Source organism: Leptospira wolbachii serovar Codice str. CDC (assembly GCF_000332515.2).
GTDB classification, from domain to species: Bacteria; Spirochaetota; Leptospiria; order Leptospirales; family Leptospiraceae; genus Leptospira_A; species Leptospira_A wolbachii.
Window position 1 is genome coordinate 1,909,336 of sequence record NZ_AOGZ02000014.1, and the last position, 16,664, is coordinate 1,925,999.

The 16,664-nt window shown below is 39.3% G+C and carries 16 protein-coding genes; 4 read left to right on the forward strand and 12 right to left on the reverse strand.

The genetic code is table 11. The features are described from left to right. The first annotated feature begins 56 nt into the window (after positions 1-56). Positions 57-2,021 carry an acetate--CoA ligase gene (acs, locus tag LEP1GSC195_RS14420; RefSeq protein ID WP_015682692.1) on the forward strand — a complete coding sequence of 655 codons (1,965 nt, stop codon included), beginning with the start codon at positions 57-59 and terminating at the stop codon, positions 2,019-2,021. Here acs and LEP1GSC195_RS14425 read toward each other — a convergent pair. Further along, complete coding sequence (locus LEP1GSC195_RS14425) at positions 2,018-3,187, reverse strand: tetratricopeptide repeat protein (RefSeq protein WP_040506776.1); 1,170 nt, start codon at positions 3,185-3,187, stop codon at positions 2,018-2,020. The two genes, acs and LEP1GSC195_RS14425, sit on opposite strands and share 4 nt — an antisense overlap. Positions 3,188-3,257: 70 nt before the next feature. Between LEP1GSC195_RS14425 and LEP1GSC195_RS14430 the strand changes: the two genes are divergently transcribed. Next, positions 3,258-5,405, forward strand: a complete 2,148-nt coding sequence (locus tag LEP1GSC195_RS14430) for a sodium-translocating pyrophosphatase (protein WP_015681155.1) — start codon at positions 3,258-3,260, stop codon at positions 5,403-5,405. A 119-nt stretch (positions 5,406-5,524) separates the two neighbouring features. Here the strand turns inward: LEP1GSC195_RS14430 and LEP1GSC195_RS14435 are convergent, their stop codons facing one another. From LEP1GSC195_RS14435 to LEP1GSC195_RS14475, 9 genes are read right to left on the reverse strand one after another with little or no spacing between them, the layout of a single operon-like run. Beyond that, the gene (locus LEP1GSC195_RS14435; protein ID WP_015681209.1) at positions 5,525-5,947 is read right to left on the reverse strand and encodes an Ig-like domain-containing protein; all 423 of its coding nucleotides are present in this window, start codon (positions 5,945-5,947) and stop codon (positions 5,525-5,527) included. A 21-nt stretch (positions 5,948-5,968) separates the two neighbouring features. Beyond that, positions 5,969-6,283, reverse strand: a complete 315-nt coding sequence (locus LEP1GSC195_RS19595) for a TRL-like family protein (protein ID WP_084597418.1) — start codon at positions 6,281-6,283, stop codon at positions 5,969-5,971. A 10-nt stretch (positions 6,284-6,293) separates the two neighbouring features. Next, the gene (locus LEP1GSC195_RS14445; protein ID WP_015682517.1) at positions 6,294-6,539 is read right to left on the reverse strand and encodes a hypothetical protein; all 246 of its coding nucleotides are present in this window, start codon (positions 6,537-6,539) and stop codon (positions 6,294-6,296) included. Then, positions 6,536-6,853: a TRL-like family protein gene (locus LEP1GSC195_RS14450; protein WP_040506778.1), complete on the reverse strand. Its 318-nt coding sequence runs from the start codon at positions 6,851-6,853 to the stop codon at positions 6,536-6,538. Before LEP1GSC195_RS14450 ends, LEP1GSC195_RS14445 begins: the two co-directional genes overlap by 4 nt. Positions 6,854-6,856: 3 nt before the next feature. Next, on the reverse strand, positions 6,857-7,672 hold the full coding sequence (locus LEP1GSC195_RS14455; protein WP_015682065.1) for a hypothetical protein: 816 nt from the start codon (positions 7,670-7,672) through the stop codon (positions 6,857-6,859). A 2-nt stretch (positions 7,673-7,674) separates the two neighbouring features. Then, entirely contained in the window at positions 7,675-8,526 is an 852-nt protein-coding gene (locus LEP1GSC195_RS14460) for an SGNH/GDSL hydrolase family protein (protein WP_015682080.1), read from the reverse strand. Next, positions 8,513-9,778, reverse strand: coding sequence for a dicarboxylate/amino acid:cation symporter (locus tag LEP1GSC195_RS14465; RefSeq protein ID WP_015682755.1), 1,266 nt, complete (start codon positions 9,776-9,778; stop codon positions 8,513-8,515). The genes LEP1GSC195_RS14460 and LEP1GSC195_RS14465 overlap by 14 nt, the downstream gene beginning before the upstream one ends. Before the next feature lie 39 nt (positions 9,779-9,817). Then, on the reverse strand, positions 9,818-12,661 hold the full coding sequence (locus tag LEP1GSC195_RS14470) for a DEAD/DEAH box helicase (protein WP_015680947.1): 2,844 nt from the start codon (positions 12,659-12,661) through the stop codon (positions 9,818-9,820). Beyond that, positions 12,661-13,371, reverse strand: coding sequence for a 7-carboxy-7-deazaguanine synthase QueE (locus LEP1GSC195_RS14475; protein WP_015681731.1), 711 nt, complete (start codon positions 13,369-13,371; stop codon positions 12,661-12,663). The genes LEP1GSC195_RS14470 and LEP1GSC195_RS14475 overlap by 1 nt, the downstream gene beginning before the upstream one ends. A 71-nt stretch (positions 13,372-13,442) precedes the next feature. On the opposite strand from LEP1GSC195_RS14475, the gene LEP1GSC195_RS14480 reads away from it, so the two are divergent. After that, entirely contained in the window at positions 13,443-15,095 is a 1,653-nt protein-coding gene (locus LEP1GSC195_RS14480) for a VWA domain-containing protein (RefSeq protein WP_040506780.1), read from the forward strand. Between the two features lie 5 nt (positions 15,096-15,100). Here LEP1GSC195_RS14480 and LEP1GSC195_RS14485 read toward each other — a convergent pair whose 3' ends face one another. Next, positions 15,101-15,322 (reverse strand): transcriptional coactivator p15/PC4 family protein, encoded by a 222-nt coding sequence (locus tag LEP1GSC195_RS14485; protein ID WP_002972855.1) that lies wholly within the window; start codon positions 15,320-15,322, stop codon positions 15,101-15,103. A gap of 1 nt (position 15,323) precedes the next feature. After that, positions 15,324-16,247, reverse strand: coding sequence for an FAD-binding oxidoreductase (locus LEP1GSC195_RS14490; protein ID WP_015681639.1), 924 nt, complete (start codon positions 16,245-16,247; stop codon positions 15,324-15,326). A gap of 189 nt (positions 16,248-16,436) precedes the next feature. Here LEP1GSC195_RS14490 and LEP1GSC195_RS14500 point away from each other — a divergent pair, with 189 nt between their 5' ends. Beyond that, positions 16,437-16,658 (forward strand): hypothetical protein, encoded by a 222-nt coding sequence (locus LEP1GSC195_RS14500; RefSeq protein ID WP_040506782.1) that lies wholly within the window; start codon positions 16,437-16,439, stop codon positions 16,656-16,658. The last annotated feature ends 6 nt before the right edge of the window (positions 16,659-16,664 follow it).

The window sequence follows — 16,664 nt, forward strand, 5'->3', positions numbered from 1 at the left end:
ATTCATGCTGGACTTTTTTAAAAAAAAGTTCAGCATTCTTTCTCTAGAGGGAATCTATGCCGAAAGAAAGAATCGTGGCACCGTCCAAAGACTTCGCTAAGTTTGCGAACGTTAGTTTAAAAGAATACAAAGCCAAATATAAAGAATCCATTGAAAAACCAGAGAAGTTCTGGGCGGAACAAGCAAAACGCCTAACCTGGTTTAAAAAATGGACCAAAGTCCTCAAACATGATTTTGCGAAAGCAAAAGTCGAATGGTTTGTAGGTGGGAAACTGAATGTTTCTTACAATTGTTTAGACCGGCATCTAGATTCTCCACTCAAGAACAAAGCGGCACTCATTTGGGAAGGAGACAATCCCGATGAGTCCAAAGTTTTAACCTACCACGATCTTCACCGTGAAGTGAATTATTTTGCTAACGTACTTAAAAAGTTTCATGTGAAAAAGGGAGATCGTGTCCTCATTTATCTTCCCATGATCCCAGAACTTGCGATTGCGACATTGGCATGCACTCGCATTGGGGCAGTTCATTCTGTTGTCTTTGGTGGATTTTCTCCAGAAGCACTTATGGGTCGCATTGAAGATTGTAAACCGGCACTTGTCATTACGGCAGATGGTGGATACCGAGGTGGCAAACCTATCGAATTAAAAAAGAATGTCGATACCGCTTTGGAAGAAACTAAATTTAAAGTAAAAGATGTAATTGTTGTTAAACGAACGGGTGATGAAGGAAATTTAAACTGGAAAGAAGGCCGGGACCATTGGTATCACTACTTAATGAAAGAAGCGGACGTCAAAAAAGACTGTCCTCCTGTACCGGTGGATTCAGAAGATCCCCTCTTTATTCTTTATACCTCTGGCTCTACGGGAAAACCGAAAGGGGTTCTACATACAACTGCTGGATATTTGCTCGGTGCTAACCTTACGTTTGCAACAATTTTTGATTACAAAGAAACAGATACTTATTGGTGTACAGCAGACATTGGTTGGATTACCGGGCATAGTTATATTCTCTATGGACCTTTGTCGAATGGGGCAACTTCTCTTATGTTTGAAGGAGTGCCAAGTTATCCAGATGCAGGTAGGTTTTGGGATGTGATTGATAAATATAAAGTTACTGTATTTTATACCGCACCAACAGCCATTCGTGCTCTCATGCGAGAAGGACTAGACCATATCAAAAAAAGATCTCTCCAGTCTTTGCGATTGCTTGGTTCCGTTGGAGAACCCATTAACCCTGAGGCTTGGGAATGGTATCATACCAATATAGGAAAATCCAAATGCCCGATTGTAGATACTTGGTGGCAAACAGAAACAGGATCCATTATGATCTCTGGAGTTCCGGGAGCCATTCCGCAAAAACCAGGTTCGGCGAGTTGGCCGTTTTATGGAATTCAACCAGTTCTTGTGGACAATGAAGGTGTGGAAGTCAAAGGCAAAGGGGAAATCTCCGGGAACCTTTGCATTGCCAAACCTTGGCCTTCCATGATGAGAGGTGTGTATGGGGATTCCAAACGATTCTTTGATACTTATTTTTCTCAATTTAAGGGTTACTATTTTACTGGTGATGGGGCCAACAAAGACAAGGATGGATACTTTCGCATAACAGGCAGAGTCGACGACGTACTTAATGTTTCGGGTCACCGGATTGGATCGGCCGAAGTGGAAAGTGCCCTAGTAGAACATAAATCTGTCGCTGAGGCGGCCGTTGTGGGATTTCCACATGATATCAAAGGCCAAGGAATTTATGCCTATGTCACAGTGAAACAGGGAGTGACGACCAATGATGCCTTAAAAAAAGAACTGATTGCCATGGTAGAAAAGGTGATTGGTAAAATTGCAAGGCCAGAAGTAATCCACTGGGCTCCGGGACTTCCTAAAACTCGGTCTGGGAAAATCATGCGACGTATTTTGCGAAAAATTGCCAATAACGAATTTGATACACTCGGAGATATCAGTACACTAGCAGATCCATCCGTCGTACAATCGTTAATTGATGATAAAAAGAAATACCATAGTTAAAGATTTTGCGGGAGTGCAGCAAACGGTCCTATAACCCGCAAGAATTCCGATTCCTCAAATTCTAGATCGCGGTCTTTCAACTTTTGGCGGTATTGGTTCGCCATCGTCTGATCGCGGTTGGAAAACCAGTGGATACAAAAGAGTAAATACTCTCTATTTTTGCGGTAAGTAATTTGATGGTTTTCCAATTCGACTGCTGTGAGTTTATTTTGGTTTTGAAAATCCTTCACCAAGGAGTCGATTGCGAGAGTATCTCTATCTTTTCCGAGATTCGCATAACTTTGACGAATGAGAAATAAAATCTCTCCAGCATCTGATTCCGGATAAAATTTTAATAAATTATAGAAACCACGACGAAATAAAGCCAGAGCTTCCAAATACCTTTGTTTCTCCTGAAGATACACTCCATACCGAGTGAAGTATCTTGTTTCGTTTAAAAATACTGTGGTTGTCCATTGGTAGGCTTGTTCTAAAAGTTCAGATTGCCTTCCCCTTCTGGCAAGAATCAAAGTTTCATACATACCTTCTTCCCGAGGAAAGTACACTAAGTAACGTAAACTTAAATCATCCGCTTCTTTCCATTTTTTGTTTTTGATATTTTTTTGAAGGCTACTTTGCAAAGCATCCTTTTCGGAAACAAAGGTTTTGTCTGATTCTAATTTTTGGAAATACGATTCGTATTCTGATTCTAATCCTAATTGGCGCGCGAGGATGGCTGCGGTATACAATCTGTATTTTGCATTTGGTTTTTGTTCTAAATAAAATTTAGTATAGAACAAAGCCTCTTTTTGTTTCCTTTCTTTTTCATAAAAATCCGCAACATACAAAATCAAATCGAATTGGTCTTTTTTCTTTTTGAGTGACTCTTCATAAGAGTGGATTCCATCGAAGTGCTGTCCAAGTTTTATATGAGCTCTTGCTGATAGATTGTAGTATCGGTAGTCTGGATCTGGATTCAGTTCTTTGGCTTTGATGAGAAAATCAAAGGCTTTGGCTGGTGTTTCCGTGACAATTTTGTCCTCAGCCATCCGCAATAGATCTTCATAACCGTATAAGGCCTTAACAGGGTTCAGAACCTCTGTTTCTGCTAAATTTGGCCTGGAAACCAGAAATAGACTTGTTACCAGAACACCAAATTGCCATATTCTCCTAGACCGAAGTATCATCTATGGATTCTCATCGGTCATCTTCTAAATAATCTTAGAAATTCAAATAAACAATCTCAAAGAGGATCTCATGAATGTAGAGTTAATCATCATCGTCATGGCGCTTGTTTCCATTGCCACGGCGATTTTCTACGCAGCTCGGGTGGTTCGCATCCAAGTGGGCGGAGACGGTAGCGACGCAAAAGAAACCGCAAAGTTAAAAGAAATCTCCGCGGCGATCGCAGAAGGGGCCATGGCTTTCCTTCTCAGAGAATACCGAGTCATTTTGCTATTTATCAGTTTCATGACTGTTCTCATCTATTTACTTTTGGACAATCCGAAGACTGAGTTTAACGAAGGCATTTACACTGCTGTTGCTTTTGTATCAGGCGCCCTCATTTCTTGTCTTTCTGGTTTTATTGGAATGAAAATTGCCACAGCTGGTAACGTTCGTACGGCCCAAGCAGCAAAAACTTCCCTTTCTAAAGCCTTCCGAGTAGCTTATGATTCTGGAGCCGTTATGGGTTTTGGACTCATTGGTTTGGCTGTTCTTGGTATGATTGGACTTTTCCTTCTATTCACTGGAACAAACGTCGGTGTTGCCAAACACATCCTTATGGAATCACTTGCAGGTTTTGGTCTTGGTGGATCATCTGTAGCACTTTTTGGTCGTGTGGGTGGTGGTATTTATACCAAAGCTGCTGACGTTGGTGCTGACCTTGTAGGAAAGGTAGAAAAAGGAATTCCGGAAGATGACCCTCGTAACCCAGCAACTATTGCTGATAACGTTGGAGACAACGTAGGGGACATCGCTGGTATGGGTGCCGACCTTTTTGGTTCTGCTGCAGAAGCCACTTGTGCGGCTCTTGTGATTGGTGCCACGGCATCAGCCCTTGCAGACAACAACTCTGCTTTACTTTATCCTCTTTTGATTTCTGCGATTGGAATCCCTGCCTCTCTTATCACTACTTTCTTTGCGCGTGTAAAAGAAAATGGAAATGTAGAGAGAGTATTAAAATTCCAACTTTGGATCTCAACTTTTATAGTAGCTGCTGCTCTTTACTTTATTACTGACATCTTCATGATTGATAGTTTCCAAATTGGAGACAAAACCATCACAAAATGGAATGTTTATACATCAGTCGCATTAGGTTTGTTTGCTGGTATGTTCATTGGTTGGATTACTGAGATTTATACATCTCATTCATACAAACCAGTGCGTGAAGTAGCCGATGCTTGTGAAACAGGTGCTGCCACTAACATCATCTACGGACTTGCTCTTGGTTACAAATCTACTGTGGTTCCGGTAATCCTACTTGTGATTGTGATTGTTGTTTCCAATATCCTTGCCGGTATGTATGGAATTGCGATTGCTGCGATTGGAATGATTTCCACGATTGCCATTGGTCTTACGATCGATGCTTACGGTCCGGTTTCCGATAACGCGGGTGGAATTGCAGAGATGGCAGAACTTGGAAAAGACGTTCGTGACAGAACGGATACTCTTGATGCGGCGGGTAACACAACTGCGGCTGTAGGAAAAGGTTTTGCGATTGGATCTGCAGCTTTAACCTCACTTGCTCTATTTGCTGCTTTTATCACAAGAACACAAAATGCTACAAAGGAAATGGGAGAAGGTGCGGTTGACCTAACATCTATCGAACTTTTAGATCCACTTGTTTTTGGTGGTCTTCTCTTTGGTGCCATGCTTCCTTTTATTTTCTCTGCGATGACTATGAAGTCTGTAGGAAAGGCAGCTCTTGATATGGTAAAAGAAGTTCGTCGCCAATTCAAAGAAATCCCTGGTCTTATGGAAGGAACTGCAAAACCAGAGTATGCTAAGTGTGTAGATATCTCTACTTCTGCTGCTCTTCGTGAAATGATCCCTCCTGGTCTTTTGGTTCTTTTGAGCCCAATCGTTGTGGGTTATTTATTTGGTGTGAAGTCTCTTGCGGGACTCCTTGCCGGTGCCCTTGTTTCTGGTGTAGTACTTGCCATCTCTTCTGCTAACTCTGGTGGAGCTTGGGACAACGCAAAAAAATACATCGAAAAAACAGCGGGTGGAAAAGGATCTGAAAAACACAAAGCTGCGGTTGTGGGTGATACTGTTGGCGATCCATTCAAAGACACTTCTGGACCTGCGATCAACATCTTGATCAAACTTATGGCGATCACCTCACTCGTGTTTGCTGAATTTTTTGTAACAAAAGGTGGAATCGTTTTAAATTTCTTTAAATAGGAAATTAAAACAAATCCCGTTTCAGATAGAGGAGGCTTTCCTTTGGAAGTTTCCTTTTAAAATATTCTGATCTCTGAAAGGGGAAACTGTGGAGCCGGCGGAAACGTCGGCTTTTTTATTTATAAGGTTGTAAAACTAAAACTTGTATTAGTGCCGAGAGTCAACCCAAAGATGGATTGGATGTTTTGGTTAAGCGTGATAGTGTATGTCGTTCCTGTGATCAAGGCACTAGCAGGTGTAAGCGTAATCGTTCGGTTAGAAGCTCCACCTGTCAGACTCGGACAAGATGGGGAACAACTGATATTTGTATTGAGGGATGTCGATTCAACAGCTTGTGTCATGACAATGGTGATGGTGGGATTTAGTGAAACACCTGTTGCCCCATTGGTAGGAATTGTAGATTCAATAGTGAAATTTTCTGAGGTCTGTGTTACCAAAGGTAATACAAGGACACCCAAAAGAGAAGGTTTTGGCTCTGGAAGACAGGCCAAGGAGGAAAAAACAAACAGAAATAAGATTCGAATTTTCTTCCAGATGAGCATAGGTTCTAGTTTTAGTTTCGACTAATTTCCCTTGGTAACTGTGCATAGTTTTGCGTAAATCCCCAAGAAATTGTAACTTTCTAGTTCAATAGACGTAATTTCTTTAATATTTCCATTCTTTTGGGAAACTTCCACGGAAGCATCCCCCAAGGCAAGCAGACCTAGGTAGGACTTGGCGCAGGCAATTCCTTCTTTATTGGCAAAGAGTCCAGTTTCCATCATGCTGATCCTTTGGTCCTCAAAGAGTAAACCTTGGGTTCCGAATCCAGAACTTGCACAGGAAGATGTGAAGATAAAAATTATAAAACAGACGATTCGAAAACCCCGGAACTTCATTGAGAATTTTTTACTTTTTGAGTTCCTTATCCAAGGTTTCCGAAAGTTTGTTTTGTAGAATAATGATATCGTCATACAGTTTTTTTATTTGTTCTTCTTTCTTACGAATCTTTTCAGTAAGTTCATCTAATGATTTGTTAGATGCATTGATTTTTTTGGAATGAAATTCCTTTAATTTAGATTCTATTTCCTCGTAGATAAGTCCACTCTTCAGTTTTTTTGCAAATTCATTTAAAGAGTCAATATTCTGTTTCATCGTCCGGTGATACGTAAACAAAGTTCTTGGAAAAAGAAATATTGGTTTTTGTAATAATGGTCTAGACTATGGATTTCTTTAGGACGGGAATTGCGAGGTATGTAGTCTAAACTTGCGTTACCTATACTAACCAATCCGAAGTAATTAGTGGCGCAAGATTCAACGAAACTGTCGGTAACTGAAGGAACTTTTCCCGGTGAATACCAACCTTCTTGCCCTTTGTTTTGAAATAAGGTTACCGAAGGATTTCCAATTTGTACACTGAGACAATGAAGAAAGTGTAAGACCAACAGTAACATCCAAAGTTTTCTCATACGTTATTGATTTGTATCAAAAAAGTAAAAGTAAGAAAAACGAATTCCACGATCCATAGCATTGTCTTCTTTCGGTAAGATACCTAAGAGAAGAGAAAAACTAAATGTTCCAAAACTTTCAGTATTCATGGAGATACCGGGATAAAAATTAAAATACCTAAGATTTTTATCTGCGGCTCTATCAATTGGTTCCCTATATTCAATTTCTGTAAATATACGAACTAAATCTGCAATTGCAAAAGAGGGAGCAATACCTACTTGGTAGTACCTTTTGAATTCTTCCAAACTAGATTCTTTTCCATGTCGGTTAGTTTCTGTTTGGAACCGAAATTCAGACATGATTTGAAAGATACCGTATTTGTAACCGAGTCCAAAGTTGGGTCTGATTAAATAAAAGTCTGGATTTTCTCTTTCTCTGAACTCAGCATTCCTTTTTTTATCGTAAAGCCGTAACCCACCACCAATGAGAAATTGCGATGAGCCATTTTCAAAGACTTTACCATATTTGATTCCAGCATTCCAACGATCCCAAGTAACGTCTTTTGCCGTATCGGTTTGTGAGTAATCAGTGCGACCAATAGAGGAAATTACTGAAAGAGAATCTGTAAATTTGTATTCGCCTTCAATATTTATGTTTTTATTTATTTCTTTGACTCCATTAAAATCTTTATGCCAATAACCAACATTACCTCTTAGCTTTGTATACACGGCCACTGGTTCAATTTGAAGAGGGTGTGCAAAGCCAGTGTTTGTTGGTTGCGAGTATAAGGATGAAGTCAACAAAAGAATAAAAAAAGAAATGATTATTATATTTTTCATATTTAAAATCCTACATTAGTAATCGGATAGATTAATCTTGCAAATTTATCGGCAAGATAAGTATAACCTAAGTTATTTGCATGAATACAATCTAACATGAATTCGGCTCGTGAATTTGGTTTACCACCTAATGTATTTCTTAAATCTGCGTAGATGAGAGAAGGTTCTTCCCGAATGGTATCAAGAAGTAAGTTGTTAAATGCATCTAGTTGGTTAGAGGTAAACACAGCTGCGTCAGGAACAACAAGACCAATGCGATCAAACTTTGATTTGCATCCTTCGTCAGAACCAGCAATCACAGGAGTCATATATGGGTTGGGATAGTCGTATCCGTGGATGATCCATTTTAAAGGAGGACCCCCAAACCTGGAAATCTTGTAAGCGTTACCGGAAATGATCATTTGTTTGAGGTTGGCTTTGATGGTTGCAAATCGCTGTGCTTGAACGACTTCTATATTTCCGATATATTCAGAGAGGTTTGCTTGAATGTCATTTCCACCTAAGGATAGAATGATTACCTTCATGTCCGCACCACCTTGGTCTATGACTTGGAACTGGAGGCCTTGGCTGACTACCTGTTGTAAGGTTTTTCCACCAAGTGTAGCACCCACAAATTTATAGTGGAATCGATTTTCCAATTGAGGTCTGAGCGTTTCTACAGCTGGAAATCCGAGAAGGAGGTCTGTCCAACTATCACCAATGATACCAGTTTTTGCAGGTGTTTCACCATTACAAACTGCGTATGTAGTACAAAGTAGATTTGCTCCGACATCATCAAAGTAATCTTTTTTAGTATCACAATGGATAAGGAATACTACCATTCCTAACAAAACTGTGTATTTAATTTTTTTCATTGGGTTTAGTTTCCTTCCAGATATGGTCCATGATATATGCGCAGGATAAATCGCCGGTTAGATTTACTGAAGTTCTACACATATCTAAAAAGCGGTCAACTCCAAAAAGGATAGTGATTCCTTCAATGGGTATATGAAATGTATATAAGATGGAAGCAAGTATCACCAGTCCAACTCCCGGTGTCGCTGCAGTTCCAATCGAAGCTGCCGTGACCGTTCCAACTAACAAAAATAAGTCTATGGATGATAAATTTACTTGGTATACCTGACTCAGAAATACGGTCGCAACGGCTTGATACAATGCAGTTCCGTCCATATTGATTGTGGCGCCGAGTGGAAGGACAAAATCCGCCACAGTCTCTTTCAATTTTAACTTCTCTTTTGCGAGTTTTAAAGAATAGGGAAGCACGGAGCTGGAACTAGAAGTGGAAAATCCAAGTAACGGAATTTCGCGAACCTGGTTCAAAAAACGAAGGGGATTTTTTCCTGTAAAAAGCAGAATCAAAACAGAGTAGAAAACAAGGATACAAAAAAGTCCTAAAATTACTGTTCCAATATAAGAAACAAGTCCGAATAACAGAGAAAAGCCGATCTGGACCATTGCATAACTCATTAAACCTAAAACAGCCAAGGGAGCTAATTTCATTGCAGTAGCCACAACCCATAAGCAAAAACTTTCTAAGGAATGACAAAAAGCTTTTAAAGCGGCTCCTGTATCACGGGAAGTTAGAAAGAAAATCCCTAAAATCATACCAAAAAAAACTACTGATAACATTTGCTGTTTGGACCAAACATTGACTAGATTTTTAGGAATTATATTTGCGATTGTTTCTGGGACCGATTCTAAATTTTGATTTAACTTAGGATCTGAGTTGTTTGTGTTGATTTCTACTGATTGGGTTTGGATGTGATTTCCCGGTTTGATGATGAGTGTCAGTGAAATTCCGATACTTACGGATATAATTGTTGTGAATATAAAGTAGAGTAGAGTTTTACTCCCCAGGTTCCAAAGATCTTTTAAATTTCGTAAACTAGAAACACCGAGAGCGATAGAGACTATCACTAAGGGGATCATAATCATCTGAAGTAAATTTAAAAAAATATCTCCTGGGAGTTTCATCCACAGTAAATAAGGCTTCAAAGTAAGTGCAGATACAATTCCTGTTTCCGGATTTAGCAGGATTCCTAATAACAAACCTAACAATAAAGATACGAGAATTTGAATCCAGAATGCAATTTTGGGAAAGAACATTTCCAAAGTCTATCCTTTGGAAATCTAATGTAAATGAATTTAAATGCTGATGTAAGTTTGGAAGAGTCGAATTTTATGAAAAATTGTGGCACCATTTTTGATTTTGCGAATTTCCACAGTGTATTCGTCCTTTGCACGTTGGATTTCTTTCATTGTTTTGTGCAGAACTGCTTTTTTTTCAGGGCGATTGTCCCATTTGTAAGCGGCTTCTTGACGCATCAATTTTTCTTCTAGTTGGCGTATGGTTTTTTGGTGAGATAGTTCTACTTTGTATTCTTCTTTTTGGAATATGGACAAAGTTTCTTTTCTTAGGATTTCTTTTTTAATCTCTGCTTCCGATTCAACAATCGGATAACAATGGATAAATGCTTCTTCTAGTTTCGAAAGAGGGATTTCCTTTTCAGGAATATATGTTTTTACTTCTGTCCATTCCGGAGGTTTCTCCGTATATACTACAGTTTTCCTTTTTTTTAGATCAAATTCAATAAAGAAAAGATCCTTTCTTTTGAGAGAGAAGTCGAATTCTACTTGGAAAACAAAAAGGATTTTCTGTCCCAAGTTTTCTGAGATAAGATACTTTTTTTTGCGACCAACATCACTCTGAGTGAGTAGCTCCGTTACCTTCTCCACAAAAGGATGTCCGAATGCCAAAAATTCGAGAGAGTCATTGGTTAGAGCCAGGTCAGAATCGAAGGTAGCTTTTCTAACTTTGCCTTCTGTATTTTTGTAGTCGTAGGATCCTTTACTGATCTGTGTGAGAGTGCCGGGTAAATAGTTTTGAAAGAACTTGGATCCTTGCGCAACCACTTCTTCTAAATGGCTATTGTTCCATTCTCTTTCTTCCAGTGTATGATCATAATAATCTTTTAAATTAAAATCTAATACTTTAGGAGTTACGAGTGCATTGAGTTTTTCAAAACCTTTCTGAGCTACTTGTATCCGAAGATCAAATTCTGTTTCTAATTCTTCTTTGGTTTTAGTGCCGGTTACAAACTTCATTAGACTAGAATTAAAATCTAACTCTTCTTCGATAGTTCCGAGTAAGTCATCCGAAGCACCAATGGATTCTTCAAATAAACGGATTTTATTGGTGAGTACTTCTAAAATTCTTTCGGCAACTGTATCTTTAGAAGCAAAGTTAAAGATATAAACATTATCTTTTTGACCGAAACGATGGATCCTTCCGATTCGTTGTTCGATCTTCAGTGGGCTCCAAGGTAAGTCATAATTAAAAAGTATGTTTGCAAATTGTAAGTTACGGCCTTCCCCACCAGCTTCCGTACAAATTAAAATCTCGTAGTCTTCTTTGAATTTTTGGATGGCTACTTCTTTTTCATCCATGCTGAGGGAACCATGGAAGGGAGATACTTTGAAGTCTGGTTCTAATACAGATTGTAAGTGGTCTTGCGTGGTTCTAAACTGCGTGAAGATGATGAATTTTTTATGCCCTTCTTTTTTTAGGCGATAGAGTGTTTCTTTTAATTTTAAGGTTTTTTTATCTTCTTTGATTTGTTTTCCCAAATGGATGAGCCGATTGAGAGTGAACAACTCACGTTTGATCCTTTGGAAACTAGACATTTCTTCATCTTCTAATTCCGTAATAAATTCTTCGACACCTTCAGTTTCATCCAAATCCCAGTCGTCGAGAGTAGTTTCATGTTCCTTCATGTAATGGAATTTCGATTCCAACATAAATTTACGTTTTTGTAAAGCAGAGAGGAGGGCAATGACAGAGGAATCGAGTAATTTCTGAAATACCACCATTACAAAACCAATGGCTCGGTTTTTGGTCCCCATCGCCATATTGTATTCTCTTTTTACATACTCTGTAGTTTCGTCATAAAACGCGCGTTCGATGGGAGAAAGGTCAATCCGAACAGTCTTGGCAAATCGTTTGGTAAATCCACCCACTTCTACTTTTCTGCGGCGTAGGAGTACTTTAGATATCTTTTCCTTTAAGTCACCCTTTTGGCCTACTACATAATCATTAACGAAAGTGTGATAAGGCCCAAGGATATTTGGATCTACGAGGTGTAATAGATAAAAAAGTTCTTCTAGTTTTCCACGAAAGGGAGTGGCTGTGAGCAGAAGTAAACATTCTGTTTTACGTGCAATTTTTTCTGCAAAAAGATAACCACGTGTGATTTTCGAATAATCACGTCTGAGCCTATGGGCTTCGTCAAATACAACAATATCCCATTTGGTTCCTAAAATCTCTTCTGCATACTTTGGGTTTTTTATGAAATCAATAGAAGTGATGATTTTGTTAAAATTGCGCCAATGGTCTGGACCGTTTGTGACAAAGTTTCTTCTACGAACGATGGCAAATTCTTCGTTGAATTTGTTTTTCATCTCTTGTTGCCATTGGACAAGAAGAGGAGAAGGCGCAACCACGAGCACCTTTTTTAAGCCCCTTCGAAACATGAGTTCTTTAATGGCAAGGCCTGCTTCAATGGTTTTTCCAAGCCCCACTTCATCAGCAAGGATAAACCTTGGTTTTAAACTATTGGCTACAATGAAAGTGCACTCAATTTGGTGCGGAAGCAATCGAGTTCTGGAATTGGAAAGAGAGGATAATTTATTGAAATTATAAGTAAGTTTGAGTTGGCTTGCTGCTAGGGCTAAGTCCATGGCTTTGGGAAATTCTTCCCATTCGCGAAGTGATTCTGGATATTGATTTAAAAATTGTAATTGTTTGTTTGATTTATTGACTGTTCGAAAAATTTCCTTGGATTCAAAGAATAATTCAACCGAGGTGGCACTGTCTTTTGTGATTTTAGCAAGGCCTAACTCTGGTTCATCGATGAGAAACCCATACTCATTTGTTTGTTTTGGTTCAACCGTTGTTTCAAAATCTAAACTTAATTGAGTAGGGATGTCCATCAAACTCCTTTCTGATTTCCCCAAAGTACTTTGTGAATTTGTAGCGACAAACGACACTTAGGTGGGTTGTCTACTTTGATCCATTCAACAAGTTCTTTGGCATCCACTTCACCGTGGACTGGCGAATACAATATATTTGTCTGTATTTTTTGTTCGCGAATGACTTCGATACTTCTATCAAAGTCGATTCTATCTCGCACAACGAACTTGATTTCGTCAAGTGAATTATGTCTCTTTTCTAGAATCCTGAAATTTTCCTGATCCATACGATCTTCCATACCCGAACCAGGTAATTTGTAATCCATAGTGAAAATAAAAAAGGAATCTTCGGTAATCCGTTCGCTTCCATTAGTTTCTACACGGGATGCTGGGTAGGGCCTACCGACGTTCATTCTGTGTTCGTAGATCTGTTTGGCAAGCGCAGTGGAAAGATCGCGATTTTTTCCTTCTAAGGGTTCGCCTCCGGTGAGTAGTACTTGGTAGCCATGGTGCGGGTCTAATTTTTCTAGATCGTTCCAAACCGATTCCAAAGTTTTTTCTTCGCCTTGGTTCGGCCCAAGTGCGTAAGCTGTGTCACACCATAACGCTCTTGTTTCCGTTTTGCCACAACGTAAGGAACATCCAGCAAATCGTATGAAGACTGTGGGAATTCCTTGTGAAATTCCTTCCCCAGAAATGGAAGAATAGACTTCATGAATTTTTCCAAACATTGTATTGATTCTCTCTATGCCAGATTACTTTAAATTGTTCTTGCGAAAACATTTATTCAGAATTTCATTTTATGGTCATGTTCGTAGATGCCAAATTGGAATTTCCGTTAATTCAAGAAAAAGAGATACAAGAAAACCATCTCTTACTTCGATTTCGAACTCCTGCCAACCCAAAGATCGATGAAAGGAAACCTTTGGTGATTGGTCTTGCCGTGGACAAAAGTTGGTCCATGAAAGGTGAGAAAATGGAATCTGTGATTGATGCCTCTTGTGCCTTAGTCAATTGGCTTACAAGACATGATGCAGTAACCATCATTGCTTATTCGGCCGATGTCCAATTGATACAACCGGTGACTCACCTAACAGAAAAAGTTTCTGTTACTGACAAAATTAGGAACATTCAAGTAGCTACTTCTACCAATCTGAGTGGTGGATGGTTGTCCGCCTTAAAAAGTCTTAGCCAGTCGAAAATTCCAAATGCATACAAACGGGTTTTATTACTCACGGATGGAAATCCCACTTCGGGAATTAAGGAAAAAGAAGCCCTAGTTAAAATTGCAGCGGATCATTTGGCAATGGGTATCTCCACCACTACGATTGGGGTGGGAAACGATTTTAATGAAGAGATGTTAGTGGAAATTGCCAAAGCTGGTGGGGGAAATTTTCATTACATCGACAATCCAGAAAAGGCATCTGATATTTTTTTTGAAGAATTTGGTGATATTGGTGCTTTGTATGCACAAGCCATAGATGTAGAATTACAATTAGCTCCCGGTGTCCGTTTAAAACAGGTTTTATCCGAAACTTCACACCAAATAGCAGAAGAATTTGATGAATTTTTAGGAGATTCTAAAACTATTTCGAGGCAAAAAATCAATCTTCAGTTAGGTGATCTCAGAGCCGACGATATTCGCAATTTAGTATTACGTGTCGAAATTGATGACCGGGTAAACCAAGCGGAATCTCCTTTTTGTGAAGTGAATGTAACTTATTATAATTTGTTACAACAGAATGCCTTGGAATTAGTAAAAGAATCCTTTCGTTTTCCCAGAGGGAACCATCGAGGAAAACAAGATCCCGATGTTCTTGTGGAAATTCTGATAGCCAATGCAACTCTCGGTATCAGGGAAATTTCAGATTTTATCAAACGAGGTCATATAGACGACGCCAAAGTATTGTTATTTGGTCTTATCCAAGATATAAAAACAAACTTACATTTTGCTCCAAATGCACTGGGTTCAGTTCTCAATCGTTTACAAGTTTTGGAAACAAAAATTACAACCAAGTCGGATGATTTGAATAAACAACTGTTTATGAATTCCCAAATGATGATGAAAGGTCCGGAGAAGTTAGATTTGAAAGATGTGGTAGTTCACAACGAGATTTTTGAATACCGCACTGTAAGTGATATCGATTTGTATAAATGTCCTGAAATCAAACTTTTGATTGAACAAAAAATGTCGGAAGGATACAGATATATCATTTTTGATTTTGCCAATACCTCGCATATTGATTCGTCCGCAATTGGGATGGTGATTCAAATTGTAGGTTGGTTGAGGCGTCGTGGTGGAGAACTTGTGGTTGCCAACATTCATGATTCTGTAAAAAAGATTTTTGAAATCACACGGTTGTACAACCACATTCGAGTAGCAGAAAATGTCTCTTCTGCCAAAGAAGTGTTACAAAGGATTATTTATGCAAACGAAGGAGATGCAAACAAATAGTTGGTTTATGCTAACCAACGCTCTGCTTCTTCGATAGCCTCTTTCAATTCACCAACAAGAGTCGGTGCAATGGCGATCCCTTTTTGAGTGGGCTTCAGTTCTCCATTTGGATCGGTATACCAAACTCTAATATTAAAAAAAGTTTGGCCTTTGTATTCGGAGATCTCCACGCGGATGACTTCTCCTCGACCTTTGTCAATGTCTCGAATGATTCCTGTTTTTGCCATGTTAGTACGTCTCTACAAAAAGTTGTTCTTTTTCCTCTAGGTGTTTTTTGAATTCATCATACGAAAGATCAGTTGCGCAAGCAGACATGATTTCCTGTATCACTCCTTTTTCCATTCCCTTCGGACCGCCACAAATATAAAACTTACCGTTTCCATTGACAGCATTTTTAATCGCTTCGGAATTTTCTTTTACTCGGTGAGTAATGTACATTTTTCCGCCATCGAAAGAGTTTTTTTCCTCTCGGCTAATCGCTGTTATGAAGTGAAAATTAGAATGAGATTTTGCCATTCCTTCAAAATAATCGCGTAAAACAATTTCATCGGAATACGGTGCTCCATAAACCAACCAAACATTTCCTTGGAAGGCGATGAGTTTTTGAACGAGGAGTTCTTCCACCATTCCTAAATAGGGGCTGATTCCTGTACCTGTGGCAAAAAAGAAGATATCGCCGGAAAAATCCGTTTGAGGCAGTAAGAATTTTTTCCCGGCAGGGCCAGTCATTGTCACCGTGTCACCAGGTTTTAAATCACAAAGATAATTGGAACAAATGCCCTTATGAACAAGATTTCCATTTTCATCGTACACATTGTCGCGTTTGACCACAAATTCGATATTGTCCTTGGTTTGGCCAAAACTGAACGATGGTGAGGCGATGGAATACAAACGGATGGTAAACGACGGGTCAGCCGATCCTTTAGCTTGTTTTTCCGGATCTATGCCGGGTGGGATAATTCCTGCACTTTGACCGATCATATAGGGATAAGTGTTATGGTCGATAGCGATCGTGATTCTGTGGACTGCGGAATCCCCTTCCTTACTTGGGCGTTTTCCCTTACCGAGTTCGGGAGTCAAACGGATGTTCGCCACAACTTGGGCTAGGATGGGATTGGATTTCTTAAAGAGATTGATTTGAGGGGTAAGCAAAGTCGTCCTCGTAACAGGTGGTTTTTGGTCAAGTTTGGCATTCCGATAGTTCGGGAAAAGGAGAAGTTGGAGTTTTCATTTTTCCTCTTCGGAATTATGTCTCTTCCTTGACTCCATTTTTAGATTTTTTAAACTTTAGTCATTCCGGCCCCCTCGCCGATCCTATAGACAACCGGGAAAACAAACTGCATGAGATCGACTGAAGCACAAGAAAAGAAAACGTCACCATTTCCAAATACCGTCCTTCATCAAAAATTGGAATCATTCACGAATACAATGCTCCAATCTATGCAAACTAAGGTAAAAGAAGAAAAAACTTGGGCAGTTCTTTCGATGTCGGGAGAAATTTTAGCACACGGTCACCAACTTCCGCAAATCGATCGTAATTCTGATACGTTATTTTCAATCTAATTACGG